General features: G+C 68.0%; 19 protein-coding genes. 7 read left to right on the top strand and 12 right to left on the bottom strand.

The features are described from left to right. Positions 1 to 132: 132 nt before the first annotated feature. A complete protein-coding gene (locus tag FHU39_RS05080; protein WP_183319352.1) occupies positions 133 to 1,074 on the bottom strand; it encodes a GlxA family transcriptional regulator in 942 nt (313 codons plus the stop codon). Positions 1,075 to 1,181: 107 nt separating this feature from the next. Between FHU39_RS05080 and FHU39_RS05075 the strand changes: the two genes are divergently transcribed. Continuing rightward, positions 1,182 to 1,493: a putative quinol monooxygenase gene (locus tag FHU39_RS05075; RefSeq protein WP_183319351.1), complete on the top strand. Its 312-nt coding sequence runs from the start codon at positions 1,182 to 1,184 to the stop codon at positions 1,491 to 1,493. 598 nt (positions 1,494 to 2,091) lie between these two features. On the opposite strand, the gene FHU39_RS05070 is transcribed toward FHU39_RS05075, so the two are convergent. The 4 genes from FHU39_RS05070 to FHU39_RS05055 form a co-directional block, all read right to left on the bottom strand. Continuing rightward, positions 2,092 to 3,087, bottom strand: a complete 996-nt coding sequence (locus FHU39_RS05070) for a tyrosine-type recombinase/integrase (RefSeq protein WP_246336165.1) — start codon at positions 3,085 to 3,087, stop codon at positions 2,092 to 2,094. Beyond that, positions 3,077 to 4,009: a tyrosine-type recombinase/integrase gene (locus FHU39_RS05065; protein WP_183319350.1), complete on the bottom strand. Its 933-nt coding sequence runs from the start codon at positions 4,007 to 4,009 to the stop codon at positions 3,077 to 3,079. Before FHU39_RS05065 ends, FHU39_RS05070 begins: the two co-directional genes overlap by 11 nt. Then, complete coding sequence (locus FHU39_RS05060; RefSeq protein ID WP_183319349.1) at positions 4,006 to 4,944, bottom strand: tyrosine-type recombinase/integrase; 939 nt, start codon at positions 4,942 to 4,944, stop codon at positions 4,006 to 4,008. The genes FHU39_RS05065 and FHU39_RS05060 overlap by 4 nt, the downstream gene beginning before the upstream one ends. A gap of 139 nt (positions 4,945 to 5,083) precedes the next feature. Then, a complete protein-coding gene (locus FHU39_RS05055) occupies positions 5,084 to 6,394 on the bottom strand; it encodes an ISL3 family transposase (RefSeq protein WP_183319348.1) in 1,311 nt (436 codons plus the stop codon). Between the two features lie 28 nt (positions 6,395 to 6,422). Here FHU39_RS05055 and FHU39_RS24050 point away from each other — a divergent pair, with 28 nt between their 5' ends. Then, the gene (locus tag FHU39_RS24050; protein ID WP_183320899.1) at positions 6,423 to 6,866 is read left to right on the top strand and encodes a GMC oxidoreductase; all 444 of its coding nucleotides are present in this window, start codon (positions 6,423 to 6,425) and stop codon (positions 6,864 to 6,866) included. A gap of 98 nt (positions 6,867 to 6,964) precedes the next feature. Here FHU39_RS24050 and trmB read toward each other — a convergent pair whose 3' ends face one another. From trmB to FHU39_RS05015, 7 genes are all read right to left on the bottom strand, one after another. After that, positions 6,965 to 7,756 carry a tRNA (guanosine(46)-N7)-methyltransferase TrmB gene (trmB, locus tag FHU39_RS05045; RefSeq protein WP_343065741.1) on the bottom strand — a complete coding sequence of 264 codons (792 nt, stop codon included), beginning with the start codon at positions 7,754 to 7,756 and terminating at the stop codon, positions 6,965 to 6,967. Next, positions 7,757 to 9,601, bottom strand: a complete 1,845-nt coding sequence (gene lepA, locus FHU39_RS05040) for a translation elongation factor 4 (protein WP_183319347.1) — start codon at positions 9,599 to 9,601, stop codon at positions 7,757 to 7,759. Between the two features lie 114 nt (positions 9,602 to 9,715). Then, positions 9,716 to 10,942, bottom strand: a complete 1,227-nt coding sequence (locus FHU39_RS05035; RefSeq protein ID WP_183319346.1) for an MFS transporter — start codon at positions 10,940 to 10,942, stop codon at positions 9,716 to 9,718. Between the two features lie 629 nt (positions 10,943 to 11,571). Next, positions 11,572 to 12,372 carry a DUF222 domain-containing protein gene (locus FHU39_RS24045; RefSeq protein WP_183319345.1) on the bottom strand — a complete coding sequence of 267 codons (801 nt, stop codon included), beginning with the start codon at positions 12,370 to 12,372 and terminating at the stop codon, positions 11,572 to 11,574. Positions 12,373 to 12,526: 154 nt separating this feature from the next. Then, entirely contained in the window at positions 12,527 to 13,258 is a 732-nt protein-coding gene (gene istB / locus FHU39_RS05025; protein WP_343065740.1) for an IS21-like element helper ATPase IstB, read from the bottom strand. Beyond that, positions 13,255 to 14,772, bottom strand: a complete 1,518-nt coding sequence (gene istA / locus FHU39_RS05020) for an IS21 family transposase (protein ID WP_246336362.1) — start codon at positions 14,770 to 14,772, stop codon at positions 13,255 to 13,257. The genes istB and istA overlap by 4 nt, the downstream gene beginning before the upstream one ends. A gap of 227 nt (positions 14,773 to 14,999) precedes the next feature. Further along, positions 15,000 to 15,932 carry a hypothetical protein gene (locus FHU39_RS05015; RefSeq protein ID WP_183319344.1) on the bottom strand — a complete coding sequence of 311 codons (933 nt, stop codon included), beginning with the start codon at positions 15,930 to 15,932 and terminating at the stop codon, positions 15,000 to 15,002. A gap of 548 nt (positions 15,933 to 16,480) precedes the next feature. Between FHU39_RS05015 and aceB the strand changes: the two genes are divergently transcribed. Genes aceB through FHU39_RS04990 form a run of 5 tightly spaced genes read left to right on the top strand, consistent with a single transcriptional unit; the run spans position 16,481 to position 22,631 of the window. Next, positions 16,481 to 18,082: a malate synthase A gene (gene aceB, locus FHU39_RS05010; RefSeq protein WP_183319343.1), complete on the top strand. Its 1,602-nt coding sequence runs from the start codon at positions 16,481 to 16,483 to the stop codon at positions 18,080 to 18,082. A gap of 5 nt (positions 18,083 to 18,087) precedes the next feature. Further along, positions 18,088 to 19,560, top strand: a complete 1,473-nt coding sequence (locus tag FHU39_RS05005) for an FAD-linked oxidase C-terminal domain-containing protein (RefSeq protein WP_183319342.1) — start codon at positions 18,088 to 18,090, stop codon at positions 19,558 to 19,560. A gap of 4 nt (positions 19,561 to 19,564) precedes the next feature. After that, complete coding sequence (locus FHU39_RS05000) at positions 19,565 to 20,785, top strand: FAD-binding oxidoreductase (RefSeq protein WP_183319341.1); 1,221 nt, start codon at positions 19,565 to 19,567, stop codon at positions 20,783 to 20,785. Beyond that, entirely contained in the window at positions 20,785 to 22,089 is a 1,305-nt protein-coding gene (locus tag FHU39_RS04995; protein WP_183319340.1) for a (Fe-S)-binding protein, read from the top strand. Before FHU39_RS05000 ends, FHU39_RS04995 begins: the two co-directional genes overlap by 1 nt. Continuing rightward, positions 22,086 to 22,631 carry a type II toxin-antitoxin system PemK/MazF family toxin gene (locus FHU39_RS04990; protein WP_183319339.1) on the top strand — a complete coding sequence of 182 codons (546 nt, stop codon included), beginning with the start codon at positions 22,086 to 22,088 and terminating at the stop codon, positions 22,629 to 22,631. Before FHU39_RS04995 ends, FHU39_RS04990 begins: the two co-directional genes overlap by 4 nt. Positions 22,632 to 22,647: the final 16 nt, after the last annotated feature.

The raw sequence follows: 22,647 nt of genomic DNA, 5'->3' as shown, positions 1-22,647 counted from the left end.
GACACGTCACATGGCTTGTGCTGCGGGCGTGTCGAGTGGGTCGTCCAGGGGCGACGCAGGAGCGTCGACGCGACGTGCTGAGAGGTGGTTCCAGTCGAGCACTAGGACACCGGCTACAGGCATGGCGATAGGTCAGGAACGGCGTCGCTCCCTGCGCAGGAGGGAGCGCAGAGTCTCAGCGTTCGCGTAGCCGACCCGTAGCGCGATCTCGGCGGAGGTGAGGTCCGTGGTTGCTGAGAGGTGCCGAGCTCGTTCGATGCGAAGCCGTTGGACGAAGCCGAGCGGAGTGAGGTTGAGCGCCGCACGGACTCGTCGTTCGAGGGTGCGCCGGCTGGTGCCGAGCGACTGCGCGACGAAGGCGACGTTGAACGGTTCGTCCAGGCGGGCGCGCACGAAGCGTTCGAACTCGACGACGATCGGGTCCTCGTGCCGGAGATGTTCGTAGGCGACGAAGGCCGCCTGCGACGGACGCTCGTCGATGATGAGGAGCTTGGCGACATGTTGGGCCAGGTCGGGGCTGATCGATCGCACGAGTGAGAGCGCGAGGTCGATGTGGGCGAACGCGGCGCCGGCGGTGACGAGGTTCCCGTCGACCACGACCATGGTGTCGAGATCGAGGGCGACGGTCGGATAGCGCTTCAGGAACTCCGGCCCCAGGAACCAGCTGGTCGTCGCCCGCCGATGATGCATCCGTCCGGTCTCGGCGACAGCGAACACGCCGGTGCACGCCGCGGCGATCCGGGTGGTCGCCTCGTCGAGGCGCCCGAGCGAGGCGATGACCGAACGAGCATCTCGGCTCTGGAGGACGTCGTTGGTAGCGGCGGCCGTAAGGGTTCCAAGCGCAGGCACGACGACCACGTCGAACTCTGCCGACTCCGACAGCGGGTGGTCCACCGACAGGGTCATCGATGCCGTCGTGGTCACTCTCCGTTTCGGTCCGAGGATGGCGAGTTCGATCGGGCCGATCCGCGGGTCGACATCGCCGCGGGCTCCGTCGGCCACCCGCACGATGTCGATGACCGACGCGACAGCCGAACCGAAGCAGCCGTCGATCGCGATCAGTCCGATACGCATGGCGTGAACAATAGCAATACTGCCGTATACGCCACTTCTCACATGCCCTTGCTCGTCATACGCTGAACTCGTCCCACGAAGAACCCCGACGTCAAGGAGAGTCCCTCATGTCCACACCCGCATCACTTCCGTATGCCTTCGTCGCCAAGATCGTCGCGGCCGATGGACAGCACGACGCGCTCGCCGATCTGCTCGCCGGCGCTGTCGCACTCGCCAACGAAGAAGAAGGAACGATTGTCTGGTTCGCGGTCAGGACCCACGCCGACACCTTCTGGATCTTCGATGCATTCCCCGACGAGGCCGCTCGCGACGCCCACGCCAACGGCGCCATCGTCGCAGCCCTGACGGCCAACCAGCACCTCCTCGGCGCAGCACCCGAGATCCTGGCGGCCGACGTCCTCGCTTCCAAGCTCCCGTAGTCCGCCAACGCACGAGACGATCGCGCCCCGCCGAGCCGTCGCCAGGTCGCGACGCAACGCCACGCTGCGTTGCCGAGCGGTGCGAGGCCTATCGGCACACGGACAGGATGCCGGCCGCGAGCGCTCAGCCGGCGAGGGGTCCGTCGCAGAGGAGAGCGACGTCGGTGTCGGGCAGAGCCGTGAGGCCAGCGCATCGCGCGACCACCAGAGCCGAACCGCCCCTGCCCTGCGTTTCCGCAGGTCAGGGGCTGTTCGCCGGAGCCGCCTGTCGGAATCGAACCGACGACCTAATCACGTCGGCTTTGCGTCTATCGCTTGATGCGCCCACTGGGCGAACGAGCCGCTGACCTGCGTAAACGCCGAGCGTGGAGGACGCCGCCATCCGGTGGTGACCGACGACGACCGACCAGTACCGACCGTTTCACCGGAGCTTTCGGGGCTCTTCACGATCCAGGGTGTAGTTGTGGTCTGAATCCGCCTGATTCCAGCAGGCTTCGGGCGATGGTATGTCGACCTCGGGGTTATGTTGACTGGCTCGGTCGATGCCCTGCTCCGGAGGGGACCGGGCGCTGAGCTGGTCAACATAACCGTGCCGGGCTCAGCGGTTCTTGAGGAACGCGATGAGAGCGTCCGAGGCCTGGTAGCGAGCTGGGGGCCGTTCATCGATCGCGGGGACGCGTTCCAGGGTTCGTCGTTTGATTTCGAGGTCGGCGTGGAGGTAGATCTGCGTGGTCTGGATGTTCGCGTGACCGAGCCAGAGCGCGATGCTCGCGGTGTCGATCCCGGCGTGCAGCAGGCTCATCGCGCAGGTGTGCCGCAGCGTGTGCGGGGTGACGTTCTTCCCTGCCAGCGAAGGGCATCGCTTGGCCGCGGTCGCCGCATGTCTGGTGACGAGCTTGCCGACGGCGGCTCTGGTCAGCGCGGTGCCTGTACTGGTCGGGAACAGCGGTCCCTCTGCCTGCGGTGGGCGCTCGGCGAGCCAGGCCGTAACGAGTTTCACGGTGTTCTTCTGCAGCGGGATCACTCGCTGCTTGCGGCCTTTCCCGACGCACTCGAGTTGGCTGTGCGGTCCGATGGTGATGCTGTCGATCCGCAGGCTGATCAGCTCGCTGACACGCAGCCCGGTTTGGATGCCCAGGTGCAGCAGGAGCCGGTCACGGCGCCCGAGCCAGGTGCTGGTGTCTGGAGCGGAGATGAGGGCTTCAGCCTCGGCCGCGGTGAGGAACGACACGAGGGTGGTCTTGGTGCGTTTCGCGGGGATTGCGAGGACCTGGCTGATCGTGGCGATCGCGTCCGGTGCCCGGTAGCTGGCGTAGGTGAAGAACGAGCGCAGCGCCGCGCGGCGCGTGTTGCGGGTGGCCGGGGAGTTCCTGCGCTCGGTTTCCAGGTGCTGGAGGAACCCGCCGATCAGGTCCGCGTCGAGGTCGGCCAGAGTCAGCGCGGACGGGGCGATGCCCGTGGCCCGCTCGGCGTAACCCAGCAGGAGGCGGAACGTGTCGGCGTAGGCCGCTTTCGTGTGGACGCTGGCGTTCAGGTGCCGGTCGAGCTTGTCGGTGAAGAACCGTTGCAGCAGCGGTGCGAGCTCACTCATCATCGGCCCCACTCGCCTGGATACGTTCGGCAAGAGCGGCTGCCAACTCCGGGGTGTTCGACAGATACCAGTACGTCGCTTCCGGGCCGACGTGCCCGAGGAACGCCGACAGCACCGGCATCATCGCATCGACATCCCCGCCGCCGCGGATGTGACCGATCAGCGTGGTTGTCGCGAACGAGTGCCGAAAGTCATGCAGCCGGGCAGCCGGCTGGTTCGGGCCACCAGCCAGACCGGCCATCTCTCGGATCTCTCGGAAGGTGTTTCCTGCGGTCGAGCGAGCGAGTCGGGTGCCGCGCCGAGCGACGAACACTGCCGCGGTCTTCGGGACCGGGAACGTCTTGTCCCGAAGGCGCTGATATCTGTTGATCGCTGCCATCGTCGATGAGCGGAGCGGAACGAGGCGGGACTTGCCGAACTTCGTGTCCGTCACTCGTGCCCAGCCGCTGCCATCACCGGACTCGTCCAGGGCGATGTCCCCGTCATCGAGGTTGCGGGCTTCGCTGATCCTCATCCCGGTCACTGTGAGCAGCCCGAGCAGTGTTTGCCAGGATGCCGCACGGACCTGTGGAGTCAGCCTGCCCGCCGCAGCCAGCAGCATGTCGATCTGGTCGCTGGTGAAGATCAGCGGGCGAGGACGATGCGCCCCGTAGGGTCGCCCGTCGAGGATCGGAATCTCGGTAGCGGGGTCGAACCAGGCGACGTGCGCAGCGAACTGACGGACGTAGTTCAAGTACTCCAACACGGTGCCACGGGAGAACTGTGAAGCCCAGGCGGTCGCCAGATCGTGTCGGATGGTGGGTTCGCCTGCTTCTTCCATCCACCCCACGAACGCGTCCAGGGCCTTGCCGGGCGTGGCCAGTTTGAACCCGAGCGCCCTTCGGGTCGCCAGGTAGCCTTCCAGGAGTTCACGCAGGCCGGTCATCGGGTCCGCCTGCTCGACGCGGCAGCAGGCCACTCGGGAGCCAGCGCGGCCAGTCGGTTCGTGTCGACCTTGGTGTAGATCGCGGTCGTGCGCAGGTGAGCGTGCCGTAGCAGCCGTTGGATCTCCTGCAACGTGGCCCCGGATGCGAGCATCCCCGTCGCGAACGTGTGTCGCAGACGGTGCGGGCCGAACTTCTCCACCCCGGCCTTGATACAGATCTGTCGGACGGTCCCGCAGACACCATTCGCCGTCAACGGCTGGACCGGATCGATCACGGTGAAGAACACTTCCTCGCCGACGATCCGGCCGCCGCGGCCGTGAAGAACGTAGTCCTCCAACGCTTGGCCGATCTCATCCGGCAGTGGGAGCTCATCGACACGGTCACCCTTGCCCCGAACGCGCAGGGTTCCGGTGCGCCATCCGATGTCGTCGAGTCGCAGCCCGGCGATCTCACAGGCCCGCAGCCCCAGACCGGTCAACAGCAACAGGATCGCCCGGTCACGCAGCCCTTTCGCCGAATGCAAATCGAGAGTGGCGAACAGCGCCTCGATCGTCCCAGCAGGCACCGGGTCAGGGATCGACGACAGCCGCCAGGCCGCCGCGTGCGGCACCACTCCGGACAGGTCCTGCCCCGTCCGGCCTGAGCGGTGGGCGTACTGCAAGAACGAGCGCAGCATCACCAACTGCTTGCCCAGCGTGGACGCCTTCAACCCTCGTGCTGCTTCCAGGTTCACCCATTCGGTCACCTTCGCCGCCGTCAGCGTCGCCAGCGACTGATCGACCGGTGCGGGCAGCCACTCCACAAACGCTGCGACACGGGCCGTGTAAGCGGCAGCGGTGCGCTCCTGCGCTGACCGCTCCCGCAGCAGCCACTTCTCGAACTCGTTCAGCGCCTCCCGCACGTCGGCGCGGCGCTGATCACGATGAATCACCATCCCTGGTCCTCCTGACCTGACGCCAGGCGATCCCAGCGACCGCCCAGTCAGATCAAGCGAACCCCGACACAGACGCTCATCGTTATCTTGACCAGCTCAGCGCCCGGTCCCCTCCGGAGCAGGGCATCGACCGAGCCAGTCAACATAACCCCGAGGTCGACATACCATCGCTTATGCGGAATTCCGCATAAGCGATGTAGTTGGTCAGGTTGCGGAAGCCGAGGGCGGATCCGCGGAGGTGTTCCAGGCGTCCGTTGATGGCTTCGGTGGGTCCGTTGCTGGTGCCGGGCCGATCAAAGTAAGCCAGGATGTCGGCGGCGCGGCGTTTGAGCGTTCGCCCGAGGGTGACGATCTCGGCCAGTTCGGCTGGGACCCCGGCGCTGATCTTGGCGATCAGGACGCGTAGAGCTTTGCGGCCGGCGGCGCGGTCCGGGTCACGGTAGGCGGCGACCATGTCCTGGTAGACGCCCCAGGTGATCTCGACCTGCACGTGCTCCTGGTCGGCGAACACCGCGTCCAGGCGGGTCTTCTGCTTGCTGGTCAATAGTTCCTTGCCGGTGTGCAGCGTGCGGCGCACCCCGTACAACGGGTCGCCCTTGCGGCCGCGGTGCCCACGGGTGGCCTGCTGCACGCGTTGCCGGCACCGGTCCAACCCGTCGCCGGCGAGCTGGATCACATGAAACGGATCCATGACCGGTGTGACATCCGGAAGTTGTTCTGTGGCAGCGGTTTTGAACCCAGTGAACCCGTCCATCGCGACCACCTCAATCCCGTCACGCCACGCCTGCGGGCGCGCTTGCAGCCAAGTCGCGAACACCTGCTTGGAGCGTCCCTCGACCATGTCCAACAACCTGGCCGGACCCGTCTGGTTCCGCACGGCGGTGAGGTCGATGATCACCGTCACGTACTTGTCGCCCTTCCTGGTATGCCGCCACACGTGCTCGTCGACGCCGATTGTGGTGACGCCGGCGAACCGGGACGGGTCGGCGATCAGCACCCTCCTGCCCTCGGCCAGAACCGCGTTGTTCGCCGTATCCCATGACACGGCAAGCGATTCGGCGACCCGGGCCACCGTCAGGTGCTGACACACCAGCGCGTTCAGCGCCCACCGCAGCGCCTGCCGGGACAGTTTCGCTCGGGGCTCGGCCGCCTTGCTGGTGTCCTGACGCCACACCCGCCCGCACCCGGTGCACCGGTACCGGCGGACCGTCACCACCAGCGTGGTCGGACGCCACCCGAACGGCTCGTGCGCCAGTTTGCGGATCACCGTGTCCCGAGCCGCTCCCTGGCAGCCGCACACTTGGCACCAGTCGTCGAACTCGCCGGCTACGACCCGGCACGCCAGCACCGCCCGACCGGGCTCCAGCCGCTGCCCCGTTACTTCGAGGCCGAGACGATCGAGCCGACAGAAAGTAGTCACATCAGGACAAGCGAAGGTAGCGTCAGGCACGTCGAGGTACTACCTCCGCACCAGCCACATCTTCGGGCCTGTCCAGGAGATCCCAACAGCCAACAATCGTGTCACCCTCGCGGAGGGGGTTACCGACAGCGTGGGTCAGCCCGTCGCGCACATCCACCAGTCGCTGCACCCCGAGACGATCAAGGCGGCAAGTGCTCATCGCGGGCGCGCGGAAGAGTGGTTGAAAGCCAGCGGCGCGCACGAGATCTGGGGCTCACCCCTGACCGCCTTCTGGCCGGCCGGGCAGCACCAGGCAGGAACACTGCGCATGGGGGCCGATCCGCGCACGTCGGTCGTCGATCCCTCGGGTCGCGTGCACGGCCACGATAACCTCTGGGTGATGGACGGTTCACTACACCCGACCAACGGCGGGTTCAACCCGGTGCTTACGATCTACGCGATGGCGCTCTACTGCTCTCGCCAGCTGCTGGGATCCTCCAGCCCGCCGGAAAGCGTCGACTGACCTGCCCTCGTCGCTTCCACGCCTATGCGGCATCGAACAGCTCTCCGCGTAGGAAACGCTTCGTCCATGACTGAGACCGCTCGTTGATGCCAGCCGCGCTAGAGATGACGTGAGTCAACATGGCGGGTGCCGACGACGTCCCGCACGACCCGACCGGCTGCCAGGCCCTTGCGCTCGAACCGGGTCTGCACCCGGCCCTCGAAACGTGGCGCGAAACCACCGTGATCACCACGCGGGTCGACGTCGATGTCACCGGGATCCGCGAGGCGCCCGGCATACGGATTGGTCAGCCCGGAACAGCCCTCCACCACGTCACGGAACTGCCAGGCGTAGCCCGCCCAGTCGGTCGCCAACCGCCAATTGCCTTCGGGTTCCAGCAGTTCGGCGATCTTGCCGGCGAAGTCCGGCTGCACAAGGCGGCGCTTGTGGTGCTTCAGCTTCGGCCACGGGTCCGGGAAGAAGGTCCACACCTCGCGCACGCTCCCGGGTCCGAGCATGCTCGGCAGCGCCTGCGCGGCGTCGGCACAGATCAGCCGGACGTTGTCGACGCCCTCATGCACGGCCTTGGCGACGGTCTGCGCGACGCCGGGCACCCACACCTCGATGGCCAGGAAGTTCCAGTCCGGGTGCTCCCCCGCAGCGTGGACGGCGCAGTCGCCACCCCCGGAGCCGATCTCCACCACGAGAGGCGCGCTCCGCCCGAACGCAGCCGCGACGTTCAGCGCGAAGGAAGGCTCCACCGTCGTGCCCTCGCCCACCATCGGCACATCGAGCAGGTAATGCGGCCCGTGCTCGGCGAGGGCGCGATGATGGCGCTCGACCATCCGGCCGCTACGGCGCGTGAAGGAGCGGGTCCGGGCCAGGTGGACCGGTGGATCGGGTTGCGACACTTACTTCTTCGCCTTCTCCGCGCCGGAGTCCTGCGACAGCGCGGCGATGAACGCCTCCTGCGGGACCTCCACGGAGCCGACCATCTTCATCCGCTTCTTGCCTTCCTTCTGCTTCTCCAGCAGCTTGCGCTTGCGGCTGATGTCGCCGCCGTAGCACTTGGCGAGCACGTCCTTGCGGATGGCGCGGATGGTCTCCCGGGCGATGACCCGCGTGCCGATGGCGGCCTGGATCGGCACCTCGAACTGCTGACGCGGAATGAGCTCCTTGAGCTTGGTCGCCATCATCACGCCGTACGAATAGGCCTTCTCGCGGTGCACGATCGTGGAGAACGCGTCGACCTTGTCGCCCTGCAGCAGCACGTCGACCTTGACCAGGTCGGCATCCTGCTCACCGTCGGGTTCGTAGTCCAGAGAAGCGTATCCGCGGGTCTTGGACTTCAGCGCGTCGAAGAAGTCGAAGACGATCTCAGCCAGCGGCAGCGTGTAGCGCATCTCGACGCGCTCCGGCGACAGGTAGTCCATGCCGCGCAGCGTGCCGCGGCGCGACTGGCACAACTCCATGATGGCGCCGATGAATTCGCTGGGCGCGAGGATCGTGCCCCGCACGACCGGCTCGGTGATCGCGGCGACCTTGCCCTCCGGGAACTCGCTCGGGTTGGTGACGGTGACGGTTCGCCCGTCGTCCAGCGTCACCTCGTAGACCACGCTCGGTAGAGTCGAGATCAGGTCGAGGTCGAACTCCCGCTCCAGCCGCTCACGAACGATCTCCAGGTGCAGCATGCCGAGGAAGCCGACGCGGAAGCCGAAGCCCAGCGCGGCGGACGTCTCGGGTTCGTAGACCAGCGCGGCGTCGTTCAGCTTCAGCTTGTCGAGGGCGTCGCGCAGGATCGGATAGTCCGAGCCGTCAATGGGATACAGCCCGGAGAAGACCATCGGCTTGGGGTCGCGGTAGCCGCCCAGCGGCTCGGTCGCGCCACCGCGAGCGGCGGTGACCGTGTCACCGACCCGCGACTGGCGCACGTCCTTCACCCCGGTGATCAGATAGCCGACCTCGCCGACGCCGAGCCCGTCGGCCGGCACCGGCTCGGGCGAGATGACACCGATCTCGAGCAGCTCGTGGTGCGCGCCGGTGGACATCATCTGGATCCGTTCGCGCGGGTGCAGCGCCCCGTCGACGACGCGCACGTAGGTCACCACGCCGCGGTAGGTGTCGTAGACCGAGTCGAAGATCATCGCGCGGGCGGGTGCGTCGGCGTCACCGGTGGGCGCCGGGAACTGACCGACGATCTCGTCCAGCAGCGCCTCGACACCGACGCCGGTCTTGCCGGACACCTGCAGCACCTCGTCCGGCTCGCAGCCGATCAGGCCGGACAGCTCCTCGGCATACCGCTCCGGCTGCGCCGCCGGCAGGTCGATCTTGTTGAGCACCGGGATGATCGTGAGGTCGTTCTCCATCGCCAGATAGAGGTTCGCCAGGGTCTGCGCCTCGATGCCCTGCGCCGCGTCGACCAGCAGGATCGCGCCCTCACACGCTGCCAGCGAGCGCGACACCTCATAGGTGAAGTCGACGTGGCCGGGTGTGTCGATCATGTTGAGGCAGTACGTCGTACCGCCGGCCTCCCACGGCATCCGGACGGCCTGGCTCTTGATCGTGATGCCGCGCTCGCGCTCGATGTCCATCCGGTCGAGGTACTGCGCCCGCATCGCGCGCTCGTCGACGACGCCGGTGATCTGCAGCATGCGGTCGGCCAGTGTCGACTTGCCGTGGTCGATGTGGGCGATGATGCAGAAGTTGCGGATCAGGTCCGGCGGCGTGGCGGCTGGCGGCAGCGCCTTGCGAGCCATGGGTGACAACGTGGCTTACCTTCGGGATTGCAGGATCGGGGTGACTGGTCACAGTCTCCCATGTGAGCGCCTCGGCCACCGAACCGGCGAAAGGCTCGGGTGTATGGCGCGGCGCTAAGCGCCGGCCACCGCCTCCCGACGCGCCAGCACGGCGCTGGCGGCGGCGATGCCGATACCGCCGACCGCGAGCAGGGCACCGATCCGGCTCGGCCACTCGTAGCCGAGGCCGTGGGAGAGGACGACGCTGCCCAGCCAGGCGCCGAGCGCGTTGGCGATGTTGAGCGTCGAGTGGTTGAGCGCCGCCGCCAGTGACTGCCCCTCCCGGGCGACATCCATCAGCCGGGTCTGCAGCAGCGGGACCAGCACCGACGGCAGCATTCCCAGCAGGAAGACACCGATCACGGCAGTCGCCTTCAGCTGGGCCAGCTCGCCGAAGACCGCCAGCAGCACCGCGATCGCCGCCAGCGCGGCCGTCATACCCCGCAGCATGCCGTGCGCTGCGACGCGCCCGGAGAGCATGGTGCCGACCGTCATACCCACGCCATACACGACCAGGATCAGCGGCACGGCGCCGTCGGCGAAGCCGGCCAGGTGCGTCATCGTCGGCGTGATGTAGGAGAACGTCGCGAACATCCCGCCGAAGCCGACGGTGCCGACGCCCAGCGTCAGCCAGACCTGCGGCCGGCGCAGCGCGCTGAGCTCGGAGCGCGCCGACGAGGCGTCGTCGACGCGACGGCCCGGGACCCAGACCAGCACGGCGAGGAGCGTGACGAGCGCCACCAGGGTGACCAGCACGTACGGCCACTGCCAACCCAGGCGCTGGCCGAGCAGTGTCGCGACGGGCACGCCGACGACGTTGGCGACCGTCAGGCCGGCCAGCATCATCGCGACGGCGGAGGTGCGCCGGTGCCACGGGACGAGCGATGCGGCCACCACGGACCCGATGCCGAAGAAGGCTCCGTGCGGCAGGCCGCTGACGAAGCGCGCGACCATCAGCGCCGGGTAGTTGGGAGCCAGCGCCGACGCCAGGTTGCCCACGGCGAACGCCACCATCAGCCAGAGCAGCACCGTCTTGCGCGGCCTCCGGGCCGCGATCGTCGCCACGAGCGGTGCGCCGACGACCACTCCGAGTGCGTATGCCGAGACGACGTGTCCGGCGACCGGGATGCTGATGTGCACACCGTCGGCGATCTGCGGCAGCAGGCCCATCGTGACGAATTCGGTGGTGCCGATGGCGAATCCGCCGAGCGCGAGGGCGATGAGCGCCAGTCGGGTGCGGCTCGCGGGCAGCGCGACACCCGTCGTGTCGTGCGCCGGTGCGGCTGTCGGGGTCTCGCTCACCTCACCAGCGTTCCCCGGATCGGTGGCTACTTGCTAGTAGCGTCCAGTGAACGTGACCGGACTCACCCCTCGGTGCGTCGAACGCTCACAGCAGCCGGTCGGCTCCATCCGGGTTTGGGGCCGAGAAATGTGCCCGGGCAGGGCGCCTTCTCCGGACGCTTGTGCGGGCGGTTGTCGTGGAACGCCCGCCGCTGTCATGTGGGTATGTCGAACGGCTATCGGGACGGGTGGTGCCCGAGCCCGTCCAGGAGGCCCTCGCAGGTCGAGTCTGCGAGCCCCCTTGCGGGTCGAGTACGCGAGCCCGCAAGGGCGAGCCGTATCGAGACTCCGCAGCCCGGTGCCCCGCACACACACCAGTGCTGGCCACTTCAGCGGCGTAGATTTCAGCGGTGGCCGAGTAGGTCGAGCCGTTAGGCGAGACCGTGATCGAGGTCCCGCACACACCCGCGGTGGCCGAGTAGGTCGAGCCGTGAGGCGAGACCGTGATCGAGGTCCCGCACACACCCGCGGTGGCCGAGTAGGTCGAGCCGCTAGGCGAGACCGTGATCGAGGTCCCGCACACACCCGCGGTGGCCGAGTAGGTCGAGCCGCTAGGCGAGACCGTGATCGAGGTCCCGCGCACCCGGTGATCAGGCGACTTTGTCGGCACGCCAGCCGGGCATGGCGCCCTCGGTCAGGTCCCAGTGCACCCCGTCGGCGGTGATGGTGGCGTAGTAGCCGTGGCGGTGCACGATCTGGTGATGTCGCCGGCACAGCATGGCAGAGTTGTCCAACGCGGTGTCACCGCCGGCCCACCAAGGCAGGATGTGGTGGATCTCGCAGAATCCTGGTGGCCGGTCGCAGGTGGGGAACGTGCATCCCATGTCCCGGTGGACCACGGCGGCCCGCATCCCTTTGGTGGCCAACCGTTTCTCACGCCCCACATCCAAGGGTTGACTCTTGGTGCCGAGCACCATCGGGATCAGGTCCGCATCACACGCCAACCGGCGGGCGGTCCCCGCGTCCAGGATCTCCCCGCCGACGGTGACCGCACCGTCCAAGTCGGCCAGGAGCCGGTGCAGGTCCATCGTGACCAACACGGCGGCACCCGCACCGATGCCCATCCCGTCCCCGCACACCGTCTTGGCGCCCGCAGCGACCAGATCCATCAGCGCGTCCACCCGCCGTTTCCCCGGGGTCCGCTCATCCCGCACCCGCCCGGGCACGGCGCCCGTGCTGGTGCCGCCCGTGCTGGTGGCGCCGGAGGCCGTTCCATCGAGGTCACCGTCGCAGTCGTCGTGCTGGACATCGGGGTGCAGGCCGAACGCGGCACCGGCGTGACTGGTCGTGCCACCGGTGTCACCGGCGTCACCGGTGTCACCGGTGGTGTCCTGGAGGTCACCGGTGGTGGTGTCCGCGTCGTGGGTGGGCCCGGGCCCACTGTCGCCCACGGCACCACCGGCGTCGGCACCACCGGCGGCGGCGCCGGTGGCGTCGGCGGGGTGTGTTTTGTCAACTGGTTGTCGGCCGTTTGAGCGCTAATTTTCCGGCCAGGGTGGCGGGGTTTCCGGCCGGGTGAGCTGTGTGGCTGTTCTTGGTGGGTGGTTATTTCATGAGGGCGTGGTTGACGCGGTAGGACTCGCCGCGGAATTGCAGGAGTCGGCCGTGGTGGACGAGGCGGTCGATGATCGCGGCGGCGATGTTGTCGTCGCCGAATACGCTTCCCCAGCGGGAGAATTCGAGGTTCGTGGTGATGATCAGGGAGCGTTGTTCGTAGGCGCCGGCGATGACTTGGAAGAGCAGCCGGGCACCATCGGTGTCGATGGGTAGGTAGCCGAGCTCATCGATCACCAGGAGTTGGTTGCGGGCCAGGGCGGCCAGTTGGTGGTCCAGCCTGCCGGTGTCTTTGGCGTGGCGTAGCTGCATGACCAGGGAGCTGGTGGTGAAGTAGCGGGCCGGGATCCCGGCCTGACAGGCCGCGGCTGCTAGGGCGGTGGCCAGGTGGGTTTTGCCGGTGCCGACGTCGCCGAACAGGATTAGGTCTTCGGCGCGGCCGAGGAAGTCCAGGCTGGTCAGTTGGGTGCGGCCGTAGTCGGCGGGGAAGCTGATCGCGGACCAGTCGTAGCCGTCCAGGGTTTTACGGGCGGGGAGTTTGGCGGCTTTGAGCAGGCGTTGCCGGCGGGATTCTTGCCGGGAGTCGTGCTCGGCCTGTAGTAGCCCGAGCAGGTACTCGCGTTGCTTCGGGGTGCCCTTGGTCGCCCAGTGTTCCAGCACGGCGGAGGTCAAGGAGGCGCGGCGGCCGGCGTCGATGACCTCTTGCACACTGGCGGTACTCACGCGCACACCCCGCTGTGCTGGTCGTGCTGCTGGTCGTCGTGCTCGACGTCGGGTTGGTCGCCGTGGTTGTGCTGGCCGGTGGTCAGGGTGTCGTAGACGTGCAGGTCGACGGTGCTGGCGGCTGGTTCGGTGCCGGTGGCCAGGCGGCGGGCGAGCATCCCGATCGCGGCGGTGCCGGGGTCGTCACCGGCGCGGATGAGGGTGTCGGCGGCGGTGATGGCGTGCTGGTACCCCGCGGCGGTGCCGGCCGCGTGCAACGCGGCCAGTAGTTGCCGCCGGTCGGTGGTGTCCGCGGTATCGAGCCAGTCGCGCACGGGGTCGGTGACGGTGGCTCGGGCCGGGGAGTGGGTCCAGGCGCCGGGTTTGGCAATCAGCACCGGTAGCAGGCTGATCGGGTCGAACACGGTGTCGGCTTGGTGTCCGAACGCGCGGGGCAAGGTCACCACGGGGCGGGCGTGTTCGTCGAGGATCTCGACGCGGTCGTGGCGGATCCCGACGGTCACTTTCCGTCCTCCGAACGCTGTCCCGGCGGCGTACGTGTTGGCGTCGATGAGCAGGTTGCCTGTCTTGTCCGCGACCCGGGTTTCGTACCGGACGGGGTCGAACCCGGCCGTCGGCAGCGCCAGGCATGCGGTCACGTCGTCGGTGAACAGGTCACCGATCGGGACGCCTTTGCGGTAGTGGACGCCGGCGCCCAGCTGGTCGCACTGGGCCAGCAACACCTGGTTGAGCCCGGTCAGGGTCGCGGCGACCGGTTCGGGGACCATCAAGTTGCGGCGCAGGAACCCGACCGCGTTTTCCACGTTGCCTTTCTCGTTGCCGGAGTACGGGTTGCAATATCGTGCGGTGCACCGGTAGTGCAGTTTGAACGCGGCGAACAACTTCGACTCGACCACCTGCGCGCCGACCCGGCGGCCGATGCCGGTCGCGTTGTCGAAGACCAGTTGCCGAGGCGCGCCGCCGGCGTGTTCGAAGATGGTGCGTAGCCCGTGGCACACGCACTCGGCGGTTTCCCCGGCGTAGGCCTGCGCGAAACGCATGTTGGAGAACGGGAACGTGACCACCAGCACGTGCAGCACCTGCAGCACGCCGGCGATGACCGCGTTCGCCTGGCCGAAGTCGACCTGCGCGGTCCCAGCAGGCCAGGACAGTTCGGCATACCCGTCCCCGGCGCCGCGGCGGTCCTGCTGGTACGCCTTCACATACCGTTGCACCGGCGAGTACGACCCGGCGTACCCGTGTTCGGCAACGAGGCGGTCGAAGATCCGCCGGGCAGTGTGGCGTTGCTTACGCGGACGGCGCGCATCATCGGCCAACCAACCCTCGATCACGTCGATGTACCCGGTCAACACCGACGCCCCCGGGCGGCGTACCGGTGTCGCGGGCCGGGGCGAATAGTCACTGATGTCAGCGTATTTCGTCACCGAGTCGCGACTGATACCCAGGTCCCGGGCGATTTGACGGGCCGGGACTCCCTCGGAGTCCAACCGGCGGATCTCTTCTTGAACGGACATGCTGATCGTCATCTACTTTCCGGCTCCTCCACGCATCACCCGTCACACCGGGAACAATGAAGGAAACCTATGGAGGTCGGTGGTGCACGCCAGGCAGCGGTCACCAGCAAGGGGAATCAAAAGGACCGAACCGACTACCGCGTCCAGCAGTCCAGTGGCCGGATTCTTAGCGCTCTTTTGGCAGGAAACCAGCCACTACCTCGGCAGGAAAACCCCGCCAAAACGGCCTACAGAAAGTTGATCACAGACACGGGGTCGGTGGCGCCGGTGGGGTCGCTTTCCTGGCTGGTGGCTCGCCCGCCCGTGGTCTCGGTGGTGCTGGTGTCCTTGGTTTGGGCGGGATGGGGTGCGGACAACGCGTTGACGGCCTGCTTCAGGATCGCCGCGTTGGCCGGGCACAGATCCGCGATCAACCGGATCATCCCGGTCGGCAGGGTCCGCCAGGTCAACGACTCGACCTTTTCCAGGTGCGCGTCCTCCCCGGAGAGTTTGTCCGCGGCGTAGTTGGCGATGATCCGCCGGGTCAGCTCCGTCACGCCCCGGGACCCCAGCGCCGGGTCCAGTTGCAGGAACCACGCCTGGATGTCTTCGCGGGCCGCGGTCGGCAACACCTCGGCGACTTTCGCGGTCTGCCGCAACGCCGTCCGGGCGGTGGCCAGCGTGCAGGACCCGTCCCGGACCGCGGCCGCGATGACGTGGTTGCGCCGGTCCCGGCACGCCTCGGCCACCACCGACACCGTGGACGCGGCCGAGGGTTCGATACTGGTGCCGGCGGCCTGCGCCCGGGCGCGCACCCACCCGGTGGTGTTGGCCGCGTCCGAGGCATCCACCACACCCCGTTCGCACGCGTTCGCCGTCGCCAGCGTGGCCACCTGCCCGGCCCGCTCCTGCACACCCAGCAACACACTGACCAGGTCGGTGAGTTGGCCCTGACCGAGCTGGTCGAACACGCGAGGTAACTGGTCCAGCGCGCCGGCCACGGCCCTCACCTGCTCGGCCAACCGTGGCCCCAGGCCCGGCACCGGCCGCCGGGCGGGATCGGGCCCATCCCAGCAACTCGTATCCGGTTCCACCGGATCCGGTCGGTCGGGGATGCGCAGGGGTGAATCGATGGCCATGGTGGTCGAGTCCCCCTGTCCCCTGGGTGCTTTCGTTGTCATGATTCTATCGGGTGACGTTCAGGAAGTACACAGATATACTCGAATATTTTTTCGAATTATGTCAGCGAGATCGTGATGTTGCCCGCGCTGCTCGATACGTCCGCTCGCCCCTCGTGGCCTACCCAGGGCGGCGCTCGACCCCGCAGAGAAGAAGGGAACAGATCAACCGCGAGCGGGATCAGCAGCCGCTGAGAAGAGACGCAGGGGGCGCACGACGATAGAACCCGCACCGGCCGAGGCGACGCGCTGAAGTGCCGCGATATCCGGACCATCAACTCCGGGGATGGGCACCGCATGCTGATGCGCCGGCTGGCAGGCCGCCGGGGTTGCTCCTGCGTGACTCATGGGACCCCCTCATCCGTGCATGACGTGTTCTTTCAAGACTAGCCAGGTTCCGTGCCTGAAGTTCGACGCACCGGCTCGCGACGGCCCCTTGCGCAGTTGCCCGAGGGCCGAAATGATCGAAGCACGCGGGCACGCTATAATTCCGCTCAGTGAGCCAGAGATTCCACCATACGAAAATTACATCCATTGTGGAGGTTGCTTAAATGCCCGACTCGAACATCGCCGATCTTCCAGCCGGCGTGACAGTCACGGGTCCGATCAAACCGCGCTATGACGAGATTCTCAGCTCGCCCGCCCTGGCGCTCGTCGCCGAACTGCACCGCGCACTGAACGCTCGCCGCCTGGAGGCACTGGAAGCACGCAAGCAACGCGTCGCCGATGTCGCGGCCGGCAAGGACCTGGACTTCCTGGAGGAGACCCGCGCGGTCCGCGAGGACCCGGACTGGAAGGTAGCGCCGCTCGCCCCCGGTCTGGAGGACCGGCGCGTCGAGATGACCGGCCCGACCGACCGCAAGATGACCATCAACGCGCTCAACTCGGGCGCGAAGGCGTGGCTGGCCGACCAGGAGGACGCCAACACCCCGTTGTGGGAGAACGTCGTCGAAGGTCCGCTCAATCTCAAGGACGCGCTCGACGGCACCATCGACTTCACCAGCGAGGAGGGCAAGGAGTACAAGCTCGTCCCGCCGGAGCAGCAGCCCACCATCATCGTGCGCCCCCGTGGCTGGCACCTGCCGGAGAAGCACATCCTGGTCGACGGCGAGGAGACCTCCGGGGGTCTCGTCGACTTCGCGCTCTACTTCGTCGCGTGCGCCCAGAAGCAGCTCGACCGCGGCAAGGGCCCCTACTTCTATCTGCCGAAGATGGAGAGCCACAAGGAGGCCCGGCTCTGGAACGACGCGTTCAAGATCGCCCAGGACCGGCTCGGCATCCCGCAGGGCACGATCCGGGCGACCTGCCTGATCGAGACCCTGCCGGCCGCGTTCGAGATGGAGGAGATCCTCTACGAGCTGCGCGACCACTCCTCCGGCCTCAACGCCGGCCGCTGGGACTACCTCTTCTCGGTGATCAAGACCTACCGCACGCGGGGCGCGGATTACACCGTGCCGGATCGCAATTCGGTGACGATGACGGTTCCGTTCATGCGCGCCTACACCCAGCTGCTGGTCAACACCTGCCACCGTCGCGGCGCATCCGCGATCGGTGGGATGGCGGCGTTCATCCCGAGCAAGGACGAGTCGGTCAACAAGGCGGCATACGAGAAGGTCACCGCGGACAAGTCGCGCGAAGCCGGTGACGGCTTCGACGGCTCGTGGGTCGCGCACCCGGCGATGGTCGACACCTGCAAGGACGTCTTCACCGGCGTCCTCGGTGACAAGCCCAACCAGATCGACAACGTGCCGGACGCGGACGTCAAGGCGGCGCAGCTGCTCGACGTGAAGTCGACGCCCGGCGACGTGACCTCCGAGGGTCTGCGCAGCAACATCGACGTGGCACTGCAATACCTCAAGTCGTGGCTGGAGGGCCGTGGTGCGGTCGGCATCTACAACCTGATGGAGGACGCCGCGACGGCCGAGATCAGCCGCTCGCAGATCTGGCAGCAGATCCAGAACGACGTCAAGCTCGCCGACACCGGCGAGACCGTGACCAAGGAGATGGTGCTCGGACTCGTCGACGACGTCATCGCCGGTCTGCCGGGCCAGCCGAGCGACTACGACGACGCCAAGGCGACCTTCCTGGAGGTGGCCGTCGCCGACGACTACGCAGACTTCCTCACCCTGCCTGCCTACGAGCGCATGCCCTGAGTCGTATGACGCACACCGATGCACCGATCGCAGCTGTGACAGCACAACTGCGGTCGGTGCTCGCGTCCGACCGGGTGATCGACGACCCGACGCAGCTGGCGACCTATGACTGCGACGGCCTGCTGCACTACCGGGTGACACCGGCACTGGTCGTGCTGGCGCGGGATGCACGCGACGTGCAGCTGACGGTGCGGACGTGTGCCGAGCACGGTGTGCCGTTCGTGGCACGTGGGTCGGGCACCGGGCTGTCGGGAGGCGCACTCCCCCACGCCGACGGAGTGCTCATCGTGATGAGCGGATTCCGTGAGATCACAAGCGTTTCCGCTCGCGATCAGCGTGCCGTCGTCGACCCGGGCGTTATCAACCTCAACGTGTCGGCACGCACCCGCCCCGAGGGCTACTACTTCGCGCCGGACCCGTCCAGCCAGCAGGTCTGCAGCATCGGGGGCAACGTCGCGGAGAACTCCGGCGGCGCGCACTGCCTGAAGTACGGCTTCACCACCACGCACGTGCTCGCCGCGGACGTGGTGCTGCCCGACGGCGAGCGCACTCAGCTCGGCACGGTCGCACCGGATGCTCCCGGGTATGACGTGCTCGGCGCGTTCGTCGGGTCCGAGGGCACCCTCGGCATCGCAACGCAGGTGACGGTCCGGCTCACCCGGACCCCCGCAGCCGTCGAGACGTTCCTCGCCGGCTTCTCGGACACCGACTCGGCGGGCGCGGCGGTCTCGGCGATCATCGGCGCCGGCATCGTGCCCGCCGCCATCGAGATGATGGATGCGCTGGCGATCGAGGCAGCCGAGGCAGCCGTCGCCTGCAACTACCCGGCCGGCGCCGGCGCGGTCCTGGTGGTCGAGCTCGACGGCCCGTCGCACGAGGTCGCCGTCGAGCTCGCCGCAGCGGAACAGCACTGTCGTGACGCCGGTGCGTTCGAGATCCGCATCGCGGCCGATGACGAGGAACGACAGTCTATTTGGCGTGGACGCAAGTCAGCCTTCGCGGCGGTCGGCCGGATCAGTCCGGACTACATCGTGCAGGACGGCGTCATCCCGCGCACCGCGCTGCCCGAAGTGCTGCGGTCCATGACCGCCCTGGCGAAGGAACGCGGGGTCCGGGTCGCGAACGTCTTCCACGCGGGTGACGGCAATCTGCACCCCTTGGTGCTCTTCGATGAGCGGGTCCCCGGGCAGGCCGATGCGGCGGAGGAGACGTCCGGCGCCATACTCGACCTGTGCCTGGCGCACGGCGGCTCGATCACCGGCGAGCACGGCGTCGGCGCGGACAAGGCCAAGCACATGCCGAAGATGTTCAGTGCGCAGGACCTCGACACCATGCAGCGGGTGCGGTGCGCGTTCGACCCGACCGGCATCTCCAACCCGGGCAAGGTCTTCCCGACCCCCCGGCTGTGCGGCGAGGTCCCTGGCAAGCGGTCGGCCGCCCACCCGGTGCAGGCGGCCGGCCTCGGTGAGGTGTTCTGACCCGATGGACCTGTTGTCGGCGCTGCAGGACCGTGAGGTGCAGGTGCGCGCGGGAGCGGCGGACGACGCCGTCGACGACCACATCCCCGGCTGCGTCGCCCGGCCGGTCGGCACCGGGCAGGTGGCAACCGTTCTGCGCGAAGCACATTCGCGGGGCGCCGTCGTGGTGGTGCGCGGCCACGGCTCGAAGCTCACCTTCGGCGGAGTGGGTGTGGCGCCCGACCTGCTGCTCGACCTGAGCGGCTGCGGCCGCCTGCTCGAACACCAGCCGGGAGACCTGATCGTCCGGGTCGAGGCCGGTATGCCGCTCGCGGCGCTCCAGGACGCGGTGCGCGGCAGCTCACAACGGCTCGGCATCGACGAACCGGTCCCGGGCAGCACCGTCGGCGGGCTGATCGCCACCAACACCAGCGGCCCCCGCAGGCTGCACACCGGTACCGCTCGCGACCTGTTGATCGGCGCGACAGTGGTGCTCGCCGAGGGCACGGTCGCGCACTCCGGCGGCAAGGTGGTCAAGAACGTCGCCGGCTACGACCTGGGCAAGCTCATGGTCGGCTCACTCGGCACACTGGCGGTCGTCACCGAGGCCACCTTCCGGCTGCACCCGATCCCCGCACAGGGGGCATGGGTGTCCACGACCGTCGAGGCTGCCGATCTCGAACAACTGCTGGCACGGCTGTGCGACACCCAGCTTGCACCGTCTGCGCTCGAGATCGACTGGCCGACAGAGGGATCGATCACCGTGGCGATGCTGCTCGAAGGCACCACCGACGGCGTGCCGGCCCGCATCGAGGCCGCACGTGCCGAGTTCGGCGTCCCGGCCGCGGTGGACGATGCACTCGACTGGCCGTGGCACCTGCCGGCCGCCACGGATGGCTCCGAAACCCTGCTGAAGCTCACCAGTCGGCTGGGTGCAGTCGCCGAACTGGCCTCCGCAGCACACGATCTCGGGCTGCACGTGCGGGGCGCAGCCGGCAGCGGGGTGCTGTATGCCGGAGTACCGGCGTCGACCGGAGTCGACGATCTCGACCGGATGGTGCAGGACCTGCGGGCGCGGGCCGGCCGACAGGGCGGTGCGGTCGTCGTGCTGACAGCGCCACTGGAGATCCGCCGCAACGTGGACGTGTGGGGGCCGGTCAACGGGCTGCCGGTCATGCAGCGCCTCAAGCAGGAGTTCGATCCCGGGCAGCAGCTCGCACCCGGACGATTCGTGGGAGACATCTGATGCCAGGCGCTTTCGACACCCACAATCCACCGTCGCAGGAGCTGATCGCCGACTGCGTGCACTGCGGCTTCTGCCTGCCAACCTGCCCGACCTACCAGCTGTGGGGCGAGGAGATGGACTCCCCCCGCGGCCGCATCCACCTGATGCAGGCGGGCCTGGAGGGCAGCCCGATGACCGATCAGATGGTGGAGCACTTCGACGCCTGCCTGGGGTGTATGGCGTGCGTGACCGCATGCCCCAGCGGCGTGCAGTACGACCGGCTCCTGGAGCAGACACGCGCCCAGGTCGAGCGCCACCATGAGCGCTCGAAGTCCGAGAAGGCACTGCGGGCAACCATTTTCAACCTCTTCCCCTACCCGGGGCGGCTGCGCAAGCTGCGCGGCCCGTTGCGGCTGTCCCAGCGGCTGCGGCTGGATCGCGCGCTGCGGCGGACCGGACTGCTCGACCGGTTCCTCCCCGGGCTCGCCGCGATGGAGCGACTCACACCGTCGCTCGGGAGACCGGAGCAGGTGCCGGACCAGGTGCCCGCCGTCGGCGAGCAGCGGGCCGTCGTGTCGATGCTGACCGGATGTGTCCAGGACGTCTTCTTCTCCGGCGTCAACGCCGCCACCGCGCGCGTCCTGGCGGCAGAAGGATGCCGGGTCGTCATACCTCCCGGGCAGGGGTGCTGTGGGGCGCTGTCCAGCCACTCGGGTCGCGAGCCGGAGGCGCAGCGTTTCGCACGGTCGACGATGGCGACCTTCGACACCGCGGTGGATGCGATCGTGACGAACGCGGCCGGCTGCGGGAGCGCGATGAAGGACTACGGCGAACTGTTCTCGGGCGAGAACGACCAGACCACAACGGATTCGGCGACCAGTTTCGCCGGCAGGGTGCGCGACCTCAGCGAGGTGCTGGTCGAGTTGGGCACCGTCGCCGAGCGCCACCCGTTGCCGATCCGGATCGCCTATCACGACGCCTGCCACCTCGGACATGCACAGGGTGTCCGGTCCCAGCCGCGGCAGTTGCTGCGGGAGATCCCGGGTGTCGAGCTCGTCGAGATCGCGGACGCGGCCATCTGCTGCGGCTCGGCGGGGGTCTACAACATCCTGCATCCGCAGACGGCCGCGGAGCTCGGCGAGGCCAAGGCCCGCAACATCCTGGCGACCGGTGCCGACCTGATCGTGACCGCGAACCCGGGGTGTCTGATGCAGATTGCCACCGCACTCGAGCGGCTCGGCACACCGATCCCGATGGCACACACGGCCGTGGTGCTTGACGCGTCGATCCGCGGCCTACCGGTGGAGGAGTTGCTCGGATCATGAATTCGCGGTTTGCTGCGGCGACACGCCGGTTCACCGACGCGGTGCGCGGTTCACTGCGTTCCGGCGACCGGGGCGGCCGACGCCGCACCGGTCACCGGGAGGCGGAGTCCCACCGGTTGCCGCAACATCCCGCCTCCGACTACCCGGGCGACTTCACCGGCATCCCGCCGCTGGACTACTCCCCCAAACCCGACGGTCGTCCCGACCCGGGCGAAATCGTCTGGGGCTGGGTGCCTTTCGAGGAGGACCACGCGCAGGGCAAGGATCGGCCGGTGCTGCTCGTCGGCCGGGACGGCCCGTGGTTGCTCGGGCTGATGCTGACCAGCAAGGACCACGACCGCGACGCCGCGCAGGAGCGGCACGAGGGCCGGCTCTGGTGCGACATCGGCACCGGTGACTGGGATCCCCGGCACCGGCCCAGCGAGGTCCGCGTCAATCGCGTGATCCGCCTGTCGGAGGAGGCCATCCGCCGCGAGGGCGCGGTCCTGCCCCGCGACCGGTTCGAGGTTGTCGCGGACGCCGTACGCGCGGCATACACCTGAGCGGCACACACCACCT

This window comes from Flexivirga oryzae, from assembly GCF_014190805.1.
GTDB lineage: Bacteria > Actinomycetota > Actinomycetes > Actinomycetales > Dermatophilaceae > Flexivirga > Flexivirga oryzae.
Note: the sequence above shows the minus strand (reverse complement) of the source record. Positions and strands in the feature narration are given on the sequence as shown.

Bases quoted from the DNA above. Each gene is read 5' to 3' on its own strand.
- FHU39_RS05080 (WP_183319352.1), bottom strand. From the start codon at position 1,074: ATGCGTATCGGACTGATCGCGATCGACGGCTGCTTCGGTTCGGCTGTC.
- FHU39_RS05015 (WP_183319344.1), bottom strand. From the start codon at position 15,932: ATGACAACGAAAGCACCCAGGGGACAGGGGGACTCGACCACCATGGCC.
- FHU39_RS05065 (WP_183319350.1), bottom strand. From the start codon at position 4,009: ATGACCGGCCTGCGTGAACTCCTGGAAGGCTACCTGGCGACCCGAAGG.
- lepA (WP_183319347.1), bottom strand. From the start codon at position 9,601: ATGGCTCGCAAGGCGCTGCCGCCAGCCGCCACGCCGCCGGACCTGATC.
- FHU39_RS05000 (WP_183319341.1), top strand. From the start codon at position 19,565: ATGGACCTGTTGTCGGCGCTGCAGGACCGTGAGGTGCAGGTGCGCGCG.
- FHU39_RS05005 (WP_183319342.1), top strand. From the start codon at position 18,088: ATGACGCACACCGATGCACCGATCGCAGCTGTGACAGCACAACTGCGG.
- FHU39_RS04995 (WP_183319340.1), top strand. From the start codon at position 20,785: ATGCCAGGCGCTTTCGACACCCACAATCCACCGTCGCAGGAGCTGATC.
- FHU39_RS04990 (WP_183319339.1), top strand. From the start codon at position 22,086: ATGAATTCGCGGTTTGCTGCGGCGACACGCCGGTTCACCGACGCGGTG.
- istA (WP_246336362.1), bottom strand. From the start codon at position 14,772: ATGTCCGTTCAAGAAGAGATCCGCCGGTTGGACTCCGAGGGAGTCCCG.
- FHU39_RS05075 (WP_183319351.1), top strand. From the start codon at position 1,182: ATGTCCACACCCGCATCACTTCCGTATGCCTTCGTCGCCAAGATCGTC.
- aceB (WP_183319343.1), top strand. From the start codon at position 16,481: ATGCCCGACTCGAACATCGCCGATCTTCCAGCCGGCGTGACAGTCACG.
- FHU39_RS05060 (WP_183319349.1), bottom strand. From the start codon at position 4,944: ATGGTGATTCATCGTGATCAGCGCCGCGCCGACGTGCGGGAGGCGCTG.
- FHU39_RS05070 (WP_246336165.1), bottom strand. From the start codon at position 3,087: ATGATGAGTGAGCTCGCACCGCTGCTGCAACGGTTCTTCACCGACAAG.